General features: G+C 73.5%; 11 protein-coding genes. 10 read left to right on the top strand and 1 reads right to left on the bottom strand.

From position 1 onward, the window contains the following. The 10 genes from ftsW to HNR21_RS26825 all read left to right on the top strand — a co-directional run bounded on the left by ftsW (position 1) and on the right by HNR21_RS26825 (position 10,280). On the top strand, positions 1–1,251 hold the full coding sequence (ftsW, locus tag HNR21_RS26870; protein ID WP_119729817.1) for a putative lipid II flippase FtsW: 1,251 nt from the start codon (positions 1–3) through the stop codon (positions 1,249–1,251). A 40-nt stretch (positions 1,252–1,291) separates the two neighbouring features. Continuing rightward, positions 1,292–2,383, top strand: a complete 1,092-nt coding sequence (gene murG, locus HNR21_RS26865; protein WP_182707392.1) for an undecaprenyldiphospho-muramoylpentapeptide beta-N-acetylglucosaminyltransferase — start codon at positions 1,292–1,294, stop codon at positions 2,381–2,383. Further along, positions 2,380–3,780 carry a UDP-N-acetylmuramate--L-alanine ligase gene (gene murC, locus HNR21_RS26860; protein WP_119729819.1) on the top strand — a complete coding sequence of 467 codons (1,401 nt, stop codon included), beginning with the start codon at positions 2,380–2,382 and terminating at the stop codon, positions 3,778–3,780. The genes murG and murC overlap by 4 nt, the downstream gene beginning before the upstream one ends. A 52-nt stretch (positions 3,781–3,832) precedes the next feature. Continuing rightward, entirely contained in the window at positions 3,833–4,585 is a 753-nt protein-coding gene (locus tag HNR21_RS26855; RefSeq protein ID WP_182707391.1) for a cell division protein FtsQ/DivIB, read from the top strand. 464 nt (positions 4,586–5,049) lie between these two features. After that, positions 5,050–6,516, top strand: coding sequence for a cell division protein FtsZ (gene ftsZ, locus HNR21_RS26850; protein ID WP_182707390.1), 1,467 nt, complete (start codon positions 5,050–5,052; stop codon positions 6,514–6,516). 13 nt (positions 6,517–6,529) lie between these two features. Then, the gene (locus tag HNR21_RS26845; protein ID WP_182707389.1) at positions 6,530–7,246 is read left to right on the top strand and encodes a YggS family pyridoxal phosphate-dependent enzyme; all 717 of its coding nucleotides are present in this window, start codon (positions 6,530–6,532) and stop codon (positions 7,244–7,246) included. 101 nt (positions 7,247–7,347) lie between these two features. After that, positions 7,348–7,884, top strand: a complete 537-nt coding sequence (locus HNR21_RS26840; protein ID WP_119729823.1) for a cell division protein SepF — start codon at positions 7,348–7,350, stop codon at positions 7,882–7,884. Between the two features lie 21 nt (positions 7,885–7,905). After that, a complete protein-coding gene (locus HNR21_RS26835) occupies positions 7,906–8,187 on the top strand; it encodes a YggT family protein (RefSeq protein ID WP_119731999.1) in 282 nt (93 codons plus the stop codon). Positions 8,188–8,268: 81 nt separating this feature from the next. Continuing rightward, positions 8,269–9,171, top strand: coding sequence for a DivIVA domain-containing protein (locus HNR21_RS26830; RefSeq protein ID WP_119729824.1), 903 nt, complete (start codon positions 8,269–8,271; stop codon positions 9,169–9,171). Positions 9,172–9,296: 125 nt separating this feature from the next. Next, positions 9,297–10,280 (top strand): hypothetical protein, encoded by a 984-nt coding sequence (locus tag HNR21_RS26825; RefSeq protein WP_182707388.1) that lies wholly within the window; start codon positions 9,297–9,299, stop codon positions 10,278–10,280. A 303-nt stretch (positions 10,281–10,583) separates the two neighbouring features. On the opposite strand, the gene HNR21_RS26820 is transcribed toward HNR21_RS26825, so the two are convergent. Continuing rightward, positions 10,584–11,231, bottom strand: a complete 648-nt coding sequence (locus HNR21_RS26820) for a DUF1707 SHOCT-like domain-containing protein (RefSeq protein ID WP_312881311.1) — start codon at positions 11,229–11,231, stop codon at positions 10,584–10,586. Positions 11,232–11,250: the final 19 nt, after the last annotated feature.

Here is an 11,250-nt window from a genome sequence, read left to right as displayed (position 1 = left end):
ATGACCTCCCTGTCCGCGCGGGACGGCGGCCGGCCGGGCCTGCGGGCGCAGTTCGTCGCCCTGGTGGGGATGCTGGACCGCCCGCTGACCTCCTACTACCTGGTGCTCGGCTGCTCGATGCTGCTGCTGGCGCTGGGGCTGACGATGGTGCTGGCGTCCTCCAACGTCAAGCAGCTCCAGGAGACCGGGTCGGCCTACACCCTGTTCCAGAAGCAGGCCATGTGGATGGCGCTGGGGCTGCCGGTGATGTGGCTGGCGGCCAGGCTGCCGCCGCGGACGTTCCGGGCGCTGGCCTACCCGCTGCTGCTGCTGTCGGTCATCGGGCTGGTGATCGTGCTGATCCCGGGGCTGGGCTCGACCGTGGGAGGGGCCACCCGCTGGATCGACCTGGGGCCGTTCCAGATCCAGCCGTCCGAGCCGGCCAAGCTGAGCCTGGCGCTGTGGGGCGCGGACCTGATGGCCCGCCGCGAACGGCTCGGCCAGCTCACCGACTGGCGGGCGCTGCTGATCCCGCTGCTGCCCGGCTTCGGGGTGGTGGTGATGCTGGTGATGATCGGCCACGACCTGGGCACCACCCTGGTGCTGCTGACGATCTTCCTGACCCTGCTGTGGGTGGTGGGCGCGCCCGGGCGGCTGTTCGTCGGGATGACCGGGCTGATCGGGCTGCTGGTGGCCATCCTGATCGTGGTCGAGCCGTACCGGATGCAGCGGCTGATCGGCTTCCTGGACTCCTCCGGCGACCCGCTGGGGGTGCGCTACCAGGGCACCCAGGGGCTGCTGGCGATCGCCTCCGGCGGCTGGTTCGGCACCGGGCTGGGGGAGGGCCGGGCCCAGTGGGGGTTCCTGCCGCACGCCGAGACCGACTTCATCTTCGCGATCATCGGAGAGCAGCTGGGCCTGGTCGGTACGCTCGTCGTGCTGGGCCTGTTCGGCCTGCTGGCCTACGCCGGCCTGCGGATCGCCCGGCGGGTCAGGGACCCGTTCATGCGGCTGGCCGCGGCGGCGGCCACCGGATGGCTGTCGGTCCAGGCGATCGTCAACATCGGGGCGGTGATCGGGGTGCTGCCCATCACGGGCATCCCGCTGCCGCTGGTGTCCTACGGGGGATCGGCGCTGATCCCCACCCTGGCCGCGCTGGGCATGCTGCTGGCGTTCGCGCAACGCGAGCCGGGGGCGCGGCAGGCGCTGGCCGCACGCGGCCCCGGACCGGTCCGGCGGGCTCTAAGCTGGCTTGGTCTGGCACGGCGATGAAGTCCGTTTTCACCACCACGCTGAGGAGGCGTACTCGAGCATGAGGGTTGTCCTGGCCGGCGGCGGGACCGCTGGACACATCGAGCCGGCGCTCGCCCTCGCCGACGCGCTGCGCCGCGAGGATCCGAGTGTCCAGATCACCTGCCTGGGCACCGAACGGGGTCTGGAGACCCGGCTGGTCCCGCAGCGGGGCTACGAGCTGGCCCTGATCCCGCCCGTGCCGCTGCCGCGCACGCTGACCCCCCGGCTGCTGACCGTCCCCGGGCGGCTGCGCGGGGCGATCAACGCGGCCGCCGCCGTGCTGGACCGGGTGCAGGCCGACGTGCTGGTCGGGTTCGGCGGCTATGTCGCCACCCCCGGCTACCTGGCCGCCCGCAAGCGCCGCATCCCGATCGTCGTGCACGAGGCCAACCCCCGGCCGGGCCTGGCCAACCGGCTCGGCGCGCGGTTCACCGAGCACGTCGCCGTCTCGCACCACGACACGCCGCTGCCGCACGCCCGGTTCGTCGGGATCCCGCTGCGCCGGGAGATCGCCACCCTGGACCGGCTGGCGATGGGCGACAAGGCCCGCTCCTACTTCGGGCTGCTGCCGGACCTGCCGACGCTGCTGATCTTCGGCGGCTCGCAGGGCGCCCGCTCGCTCAACCGGGCCGCGGTGGCCTGCGCCCCGGCGTTCCGCGCCGCCGGCATCCAGGTGCTGCACATCGTCGGGCCCAAGAACACCGAGGAGCCCGAGCCGGCCCGCGGCGGCCCGCAGTACGTCACCCTGCCCTACTGCGACCGGATGGACCTGGCGTACGCCGCCGCCGACATGGCCATGTGCCGGGCCGGCGCGATGACCTGCGCCGAGCTGGCCGCGGTGGGCCTGCCGGCGGCGTACGTGCCGCTGCCGCACGGCAACGGCGAGCAGCGGCTGAACGCCGAGCCGATCGTGGCCGCCGGCGGCGGGCTGCTGGTCGACGACGCCGAGCTGAGCCCGGAGTGGATCCGGGGCAACCTGCTGCCGGTGCTGGGCGACCCGGCCCGGGTGGCGCAGATGTCGGAGGCCGCCGCGCAGATGGGCCGCCGGGACGCCGACATGGCGCTGGCCGGGCTGGTCCGCGAGGTCGTGCGGGGAGCACGGGCCCGATGAGCGGCGCCGCCCGGCCCGGCGCCGCCGGCGAGGCGATGCGGCACGTCCACTTCATCGCGATCGGCGGGGCGGGCATGTCCGGGATCGCCCGGATCATGCTGCGCCGCGGGATCACCGTGTCCGGCAGCGACGCCCAGGACTCGGCCATGCTGGCGCAGCTGGCCGGGCTGGGGGCGCGGGTGTTCGTCGGGCACTCCGCCGAGCACCTCGGCGACGCCGACACGGTGGTGGTGTCCACCGCCATCCGCGAGACCAATCCCGAGCTGCGGGCGGCGCGCGAACGCGGCCTGCGGGTGCTGCACCGTTCCGAGGCGCTGGCGGCGCTGATGGCCGGGCGGCGGGCGGTGGCGGTCGCCGGGACCCACGGCAAGACCACCACCACCTCGATGCTCACCGTGGTGCTGCAGCACGCCGGAGCCGACCCGGCCTACTGCATCGGCGGGCAGCTGGTCACCACCGGCCTCGGCGCCGACGACGGCACCGGCGACGTGTTCGTGGCCGAGGCCGACGAGAGCGACGGGTCGTTCCTGCGCTACACCCCGCAGATCGCGGTGGTCACCAACGTGGAGGCCGACCACCTCGACAACTACGGGGCGTTCGAGCAGGTCAAGGAGAACTTCCACCGGTTCGTGCGGCGGGTGGCGCCGGACGGTGCGCTGGTGGCCTCCGCCGACGACCCGGTGGCCCGCGAACTGGCCGGCGCCGCCCGCGAGCGGGGGCTGACCGTGGTCTCCTACGGCGAGGCCGCCGACGCCGACCTGCGCATCACCGCCTTCACCCCGCGCGGGCTCGGCTCGCGGTTCGAGATCGAGGGGCTGGGCGAGGTGACCCTGGAGGTGCCGGGCCGGCACTACGCCCACAACGCCACCGCGGTGGTCGCCGTCGCTCGGCTGCTGGGCCACGACTTCACGGTGGTGCGGGAGGGGCTGGCCTCGTTCGCCGGGTCGATGCGCCGGCTGGAGCGCAAGGGCGAGGCCGCCGGGGTGCAGGTGTTCGACAGCTACGCCCACCACCCGACCGAGCTGACCGCCGACCTGCAGGCCACCCGCGAGTACCTCGGGCAGCTGCCCGGGGAGGGACGCATCGTCGCGGTGTTCCAGCCGCATCTGTACAGCCGGACCCGGTTCTTCGCCGCCGAGTTCGGCCGGGCGCTGGGCCTGGCCGACGTGGCGGTGGTGCTGGACGTGTACGGGGCGCGCGAGGACCCCGAACCCGGGGTGAGCGGCCGGCTGATCGCCGACGCCGTTCCGGACGGCACGCGGGTCGAGTACGTGCCCGACACCGCCGACGTGCCGGAGGTGGTGGCCGGGCTGGCCCGTCCGGGCGACCTGGTGCTCACCCTCGGCGCCGGCGACGTGACCAAGCTGGGTCCGCTGATCCTGGAGCGGCTCGGCTGATCACGGCGTGGGTCCCCGACAGCACGGCCGGTTCGGGTCATCATCGAGATCTATGGCACAGACTCAGGCGAGGCGAGGACGCGCCGCGGCCCCGGCGGCCCAGGACGGCCGCCGGCCGCGGTGGCGGCCCATCGGGGTGACCCTGCTGGTGCTGGCCCTGCTGGCCGCCGCGACCTGGGTGCTGCTGGGCTCCCGGCTGCTGGTGGTCCGGCAGGTCGAGGTGTCCGGGACGGAGCTGGTGCGGCACGACCGGCTGGTGGCCGCGGCCGGGGTCCGGCTGGGCCTGCCGCTGGCCCGGCTGGACACCGACGAGGTCCGCGCCCGGGTGCAGCGCATTCGCGAGGTGGAGTCGGCGACGGTGCGGCGGGTGTGGCCGGGCACGGTGCGGATCGAGGTGCGCGAGCGGGTGCCGCTGGTGGCGGTCGAACGGGCCGGGCGGTTCTGGCAGATCGACCGGTTCGGGGTGACCGTCACCGAGTCGGCGCAACGGCCCGCGGCGCTGCCGGTGCTGAACGTCGCGGCCCCGCGGCCCGGCGATCCGGCCACCGACGCGGCGCTGCGGGTGGTGCAGGAGCTGCCCGAGCGGCTGGCCCGCCGGCTGACCGCGGTGGACGCCCCCAGCCCCGAGTCGGTGACGCTGCGGCTGGCCGCCGCCGACGGCGCCGGGCCGCTCACCGTGGTGTGGGGGCCGCCCGGCCGGGCCGAGGAGAAGAGCCGTCTGGTGGAGGCGCTGCGCCGGACCCCGGCGGGACGGTCGGCGCGCACCATCGACGTCAGCTCGCCCGAGGTGGTGACCACCAGGTGAACGCACCGGGCCCCGGTACGCAAAGGATCACATCCGGGATCGGGTGCGCCGCGCGAGTCGGCGGGAATGGGTGGCGCGGTATGGGGCAGTCTTGGAGGATCGCATGCGCGCCGGGCGGGTGCGCCGTGCCGTGGAGGGGAGGGGACCGGGTGATCGACCTGGAGCGCAGCCGGACGAGCCGTACCGGCCGGGGCAATCCGGCCGGGCCCGGTCCAGTGCGACACGCCGGTGCACTCGAGGGGCGGTTAGTTGACCCTGGCGGTGACCCGCCCCTACTGTCCGTATCAGCCTTCAGGTTGACATAAGTCTAACCCTCAACTTGAGGGTGAGGGTTGACGGACGGCCTCGGGCACCCCAGCCACAGTTCAACAAGACCAGGTCAGTACCATCGCGCGGGCCGGCGCGCGGCTTCGGCCGCAGGCGTGTCGGCCGGCCGGACTCAACGAGCGGAAAGGCCCCTCGTCGTGGCAGCACCGCAGAATTACCTCGCGGTCATCAAGGTCGTCGGGATCGGCGGCGGCGGCGTCAACGCCGTCAACCGGATGATCGAGGAGGGCCTCAAGGGCGTCGAGTTCATCGCGATCAACACCGACGCCCAGGCGCTGCTGATGAGCGATGCCGATGTCAAGCTCGACGTCGGCCGCGAGCTCACCCGCGGACTGGGCGCCGGCGCCAACCCCGACGTCGGCCGCAAGGCGGCCGAGGACCACCGCGAGGAGATCGAGGAGGTCCTCAAGGGCGCCGACATGGTCTTCGTGACCGCCGGCGAGGGCGGCGGCACCGGCACCGGCGGCGCCCCGGTGGTGGCCAACATCGCCCGGTCGCTGGGCGCGCTGACCATCGGCGTGGTCACCCGGCCGTTCAGCTTCGAGGGCAAGCGCCGGGCGATGCAGGCCGAGGCCGGCATCGAGACCCTGCGCGACGAGGTCGACACCCTGATCGTCATCCCCAACGACCGGCTGCTGTCGATCTCCGACCGCCAGGTCAGCGTGCTGGACGCGTTCAAGGCCGCCGACCAGGTGCTGCTGTCCGGTGTGCAGGGCATCACCGACCTGATCACCACCCCGGGCCTGATCAACCTGGACTTCGCCGACGTCAAGTCGGTGATGAGCGGGGCCGGCTCGGCGCTGATGGGCATCGGCTCGGCGCGCGGCGACGACCGCAGCGTGGCCGCCGCCGAGATGGCCATCTCCAGCCCGCTGCTGGAGGCCAGCATCGACGGCGCGCACGGGGTGCTGCTGTCCATCTCCGGCGGCTCGGACCTGGGCCTGTTCGAGATCAACGAGGCGGCCCAGCTGGTGTCCAACGCCGCCGCCCCGGACGCCAACATCATCTTCGGCGCGGTCATCGACGACGCCCTCGGCGACGAGGTCCGGGTGACCGTGATCGCCGCGGGGTTCGACGAGGGACGCCCTACTAAGCCGGCGCCGGAGCCGGAGACGGCCCGCAGGATTCCGGCGTCGGCGACCCGCCCGAACACCCCGCCGCAGAACCCGATCCCGACCCGGGTCGGGCGTTCGGACTCCGCTCCGGCCGCCCCGCAGCAGTCGGTGGCCCAGGCCGCCGCGGCCCCCGCCCCGGCGCAGCCCGCCCCGGCGCCCGCCCCCGCGCGGCAGGAGCGGTCCGACTCCGGAGACGACGACCCGGCCTCCGGGGAACGCTCCGGCGACCCCGCCCCGGCCAAGAACACCCCCACCGCCTCCGGCAACGCCCCGTCGTCCGCCGGACCGGCCAAGCCGGAACGCGAGTCCGGTGCCGCCGAGCGCGAGCCCGGCGCCGTGACGCCGCCCCGTCCGCGTCCGGCCGCCGACCAGAACCCGCCGCGGGTGCCCGCGGGGGACGGCGACGGCGGCCCGTCGTCCGGCCCGCGCCGCCGCCCGGTCGTCTTCGACGAGGACGACGACCTCGACGTCCCCGACTTCCTGAAGTAGGAGGCCGGCCGGGATGGGCCTCGCAGGCTCCGTGCGCGCCCGCCGCGACGAACTGGCGGCCAACCTGCGGACGGTGCGGGAACGGATCGCCGCCGCCTGTGCCGCGGCCGGCCGGGATCCGGCGGAGGTCACGCTGGTCGCGGTCACCAAGACGTTCCCCGCCTCCGACGTCCGGCTGCTGGCCGGACTGGGCGTCGCCGACGTCGGCGAGAACCGCGACCAGGAGGCCGCGGCCAAGGCCGCCGAATGCGCCGACCTGCCGCTGACCTGGCATTTCGTCGGTCAGCTGCAGACCAACAAGGCGCGTTCGGTGGCCGGGTACGCCGACGTGGTGCACTCGGTGGACCGGGCCAGGCTGGTGACGGCGCTGTCGTCGGCGGCGGTGCGGGCCGGCCGGACGCTGCGCTGCCTGGTGCAGGTCTCGCTGGACGAACGCCCGGGCCGGGGCGGCGCCGCCCCCTCCGAGGTGCCGGAACTGGCCGACCTGATCGCCGCGTCCGACGGCCTGGAACTCGGCGGCGTCATGGCGGTCGCCCCGCTGGGCGCCGACCCCGCCCCGGCGTTCGCCCGCCTGGCCGGCGTGGCCGAGCGGCTGCGCGCCGCGCACCCCTCCGCGACGGTGATCTCGGCCGGTATGAGCGGGGATCTGGAGCAGGCCGTCGCGTGTGGCGCGACACACGTGCGGATCGGTACGGCGTTGCTCGGCGGCCGAGGCGCAATCGTCAGGTAATGTCCCCACAGTGGCACCTGCCCGGGGAGGGGCCACCGACGGTCACTGCCGGAGCAGCGGCGTCCGCCAGGCGCGGCACCAACAGGACGACGGAGGGGCGTATGGCCAGCGCGATGCGCAAGATGGCGGTCTACCTCGGCCTGGTTGAGGACGACCGCTACGACGACAAGTACGACGACTACGACGAGTACGACGTCTACGACGACGAGGCGGTCGAGCCGGCCGGGCGGCGTCGGCCCGAGGATTCCGGCGGTCAGCTTACCCGAGCCGAGGAGACCACGGACCGCGATCGCGATCATCACGTGCCGTCGGCGGACGGGCGACGCTCCGTGGCGCTCTACGAGTCGGGTTCGTCAGATCTCGCGCGCATCACTACTCTGCATCCGAGGACCTACAACGAGGCCCGGATCATCGGGGAGCACTTCCGCGAGGGCACCCCGGTGATCATGAACCTGACCGAGATGTCGGACAGCGACGCCAAACGACTGGTCGACTTCGCGGCGGGTCTGATATTCGGCCTGCACGGGAGCATCGATCGTGTTACCAACAAGGTGTTCCTGCTGACCCCGGCCAACGTCGAGGTGACGGCCGAGGACAAGGCCCGGATGGCAGAACGAGGATTCTTCAACCAAAGCTGACGCCCACATGTGAGAGTGTCCGTGAACATCGTCGCGTCCGTGTTGACCACGGTGCTGTGGATCTTCCTCCTGTTCCTGATCGGGAGGATGGTCCTCGGTTGGGTGCAGGTGTTCGCCCGATCGTGGCAGCCCCGAGGGTGGGTGCTGGTGATCGCCGAGATCACCTACACCGTCACCGATCCGCCGCTGAAACTGCTGGGGCGCTTCATACCGCCGGTGCGGCTGGGTAACTTTGCACTGGACCTGAGTTTCATGGTGCTCTTCTTCGTGGTCTACATCATGATCATCATCATCGGGGGCTGATCGCAATGATCATCTTCGCGATGGGGCTCTGATCGGATACCGTCCCTTTGGGACAGACTCCAAGCGCGCCAAGGAGACGACATGCCGCTCACTCCCGCCGACGTGCGGAACAAGCAGTTCAGTACGACCCGGCTCAGGCCGGGCTATGACGAGGAAGAGGTCGACGCCTTCCTCGACGAGGTCGAGGCCGAGCTCGACCGGCTGATCCAGGAGAACGAGGAGCTGCGCGCCAAGCTGGCCGAGTGCCTGCGCGGCAAGGTGCCGGCGATGGCCGCCCCGATCGTGGAGCCCAAGCCGGACCTGGCCCCGGTGCCCGAGCCGCCGCGCCCCGAGCCCAAGCCCGAGCCGGAGCCCGCGCCCCTCGGCGCGCTCGGCGCCCCCGCCCCCAGCGGCGAGGACAACATGGACACCGCCGCCCGGGTGCTGGCGCTGGCGCAGCAGACCGCCGACCAGGCGATCGCCGACGCCCGCCGGGAGGCCGACGAGACGCTGGGCCGTGCCCGCCGCGAGGCCGAGGAGATCGTCGGCAAGGCCCGCCGCCAGGCCGACCAGATCGTCAGCGAGGCCCGCTCCCGCGCCGAGGCGCTGGACCGCGACGCCCAGGACCGGCACCGCCAGGTGATGGGCTCGCTGGTGCAGCAGCGCGAGGAGCTCGAGCGCGAGGTCGACAACCTGCGCGCGTTCGAACGCGAGTACCGCAGCAGGCTCAAGGTCTATCTCGAGGGCCAGTTGCGCGAACTGGAGATCGGCGCCACCGAGGGCGGACCGTTCGGACCGGGACAGCCGGGTCCCGCGACAGGCCCGCAGACCGGGCCCCAGCAGGTCATCCAGCACCCCGAGAACCGCAACGGACAGCCGCAGCCCGCACCCGCCGCCACCGGCCCCACGCCGTTCGCCCCGCCGGCCGAACCCGCCCAGCACGCCCAGCACTCCACCACGGGAGCTTTCCACACCGCTGACAACCCGCCGCACGACAGGCGTTGAATCCCGGTCCCAGAGCGGTAATGTCGTGGTCGCCGCACGCGTACGGCAGCGAGGCCGTCCGCGCGGTGCCGTAGTGATCGGCGGTGGCCCAGGCGCCCCGAGCGACCGGTAGAGAGAAGGACCCTGTGATCATCCTGAGCGGTGTCCTCGTGGTGGTGGCCATCGGCCTGCTCGTCGCGGGCCTGGTGGCCGGACGCGACGCCGAGGCCGAGGTGCTCGGCCTGGAGACGCTGACGGTGCTCTACATCTCGATCGCGGTGAGCATCGTGTCGGCGCTGTGCCTGGCCATCGGGGTCTTTCTGCGGCGCAGGGAGCTGCTGGGCATCGGCGCGTCCCCGCGTGCCGGCCGCAAGGGTTCCGAGCGCAAGGGCGGCAAGGGCAAGGGCAGGGCCGAGCGGGCCAAGGCCCCGGCGTCCGCCCCGGCAGGAGCAGGCGGCGCCAAGCCCGCCGCGGCCGCCGGCCGTCCCGCCCGGGTGCCCGACGAGGCGCTGGTGCACGTGGTCCCCGGCCGCAAGCGCTACCACCTGAGCACCTGCCGGCAGGTCGCCGGCCGTGACACCGAGGAGCTCACCTACGTCGAGGCCCGTGAGGAGGGCTTCACGCCCTGCACCGCCTGCATGCCCGACACCGCCCTGGCGGCGCGCGCCGCGGCGTCGGGCCCCTCCGGCGGCAAGCAGGGCAAGCAGGCCGAGACCGCCGACAAGGCCGGCACGGCGGCCGAGCACTCCGCCTCCTCCGCCAAGGACGCCTCCGCCGGTGGCGCCACCGCGGTCCTCGACAAGCCCGCGGCCCCGCCCGCGCCCGCTCCGGCACCCGCGGGAACGGTCCCGTCCGCCTGGTCCGCCCCCTCCGTCGACCCGGACGCCAAGACCGCCCCCGTCCCGGTCCCCGAGCAGTCCCGCCCGGAGGAGCCGCCCGCCGAGTCCTCCTCGGGGGACCCCGAGGTCCGCATCCTCAGCGGCACCAAGCGCTACCACAGCAGCAACTGCGCGCTGATCGAGGACATCGGCGACGACACCGAGGAACTGGAGTCCCTCCCCCTCTCGGAGGCCCGGTCCCGAGGCTGCACTCCCTGCCTGGTTTGCCAGCCCGACAAGGCCCACGCCTGACCACGCCGGATCCCCGTCGGCGTGACCCTGCACGGCCCGCAGACCACCGCATCACCGGCCGCAGATGCCCGCACGGCCGGGCTTGGCCGCTTCACGGAACGCGGCCAGGTCTTCGGCGAGGAGTTTCCGGTCCCGTGACCCCGCACATGACGGGGGCATCGCGATCGACGGCCCCGCCGAGAACCCCGCCTCATCCCCGTTGACGTCCGCGTCGCCACCGGCCTTCCCGGCATGGCGACGCGCCGGTCCCTTGACCCGGCCGTCGATCTCATGGCCGGACTGCCCCACCCCGGGCGATGGGGGTCATTCCCGTTCGATGTCCACGCCGCCGAAGATGGCCGCGCCGGTGAAGCGGATGACAGGGGCGTCGGGGGAGAGGACGTCCTCCTCGGGAACGGAGACACCGCCGAAGACGGCGGAGATGGCGTTCTCGACGCGGACGCCCGGGGGGACCTTGACCGAGACTCCGCCGAACAGGCAGGTGACGTTCAGGGTCACGGTGCGCTGGCTCAGGACGGCGGTGCGGAAGTCCAGGTCGACGCCGCCGAAGACGGCCAGCACGGTGGTGGTGGGCTCGACCAGCCAGCGGCCCCTGCGGTCGGCTCCGCCGAAGACGGCCACGATGCTCGCGGACTCCCGGCGGGGGGCCGGGAGGGCGGCGTCCTTGGTGAGGTTGACCCGGGGTTCGGGGGCGGGCTCGCCGGGCGCGGGGAGGTCGGCGACCAGGGGCTCCAGGTCGGCGTAGGTCTTGGCCCGGTAGAGGGCGTCGATGCGCTCGGCGTGCTCGTCGGGGGTGATGCGGCCCTCGGCGAGGGCCTCGCGGAGGCGGTCGGCGACGCGATCGCGGTCGGCGTCCGACGCCCGCAGCGCCGCGGCCCGCCCGCCGGATTCGCCGGCGGGCGGGACCGCGGGACGCGCGTCGGCCGTCGCGGAAGGCTCAGAGACGTTCACGACAGCCATCATCGCAAAC

Source organism: Thermomonospora cellulosilytica (genome assembly GCF_014138835.1).
GTDB lineage: Bacteria > Actinomycetota > Actinomycetes > Streptosporangiales > Streptosporangiaceae > Thermomonospora > Thermomonospora amylolytica.
The sequence above is the reverse complement of the archived record's forward strand: the minus strand, read 5'-3'. Positions and strand labels throughout refer to the sequence as shown.

Bases quoted from the DNA above. Each gene is read 5' to 3' on its own strand.
- ftsW (WP_119729817.1), top strand. From the start codon at position 1: ATGACCTCCCTGTCCGCGCGGGACGGCGGCCGGCCGGGCCTGCGGGCG.
- murG (WP_182707392.1), top strand. From the start codon at position 1,292: ATGAGGGTTGTCCTGGCCGGCGGCGGGACCGCTGGACACATCGAGCCG.
- murC (WP_119729819.1), top strand. From the start codon at position 2,380: ATGAGCGGCGCCGCCCGGCCCGGCGCCGCCGGCGAGGCGATGCGGCAC.
- HNR21_RS26855 (WP_182707391.1), top strand. From the start codon at position 3,833: ATGGCACAGACTCAGGCGAGGCGAGGACGCGCCGCGGCCCCGGCGGCC.
- HNR21_RS26845 (WP_182707389.1), top strand. From the start codon at position 6,530: ATGGGCCTCGCAGGCTCCGTGCGCGCCCGCCGCGACGAACTGGCGGCC.
- HNR21_RS26840 (WP_119729823.1), top strand. From the start codon at position 7,348: ATGGCCAGCGCGATGCGCAAGATGGCGGTCTACCTCGGCCTGGTTGAG.
- HNR21_RS26830 (WP_119729824.1), top strand. From the start codon at position 8,269: ATGCCGCTCACTCCCGCCGACGTGCGGAACAAGCAGTTCAGTACGACC.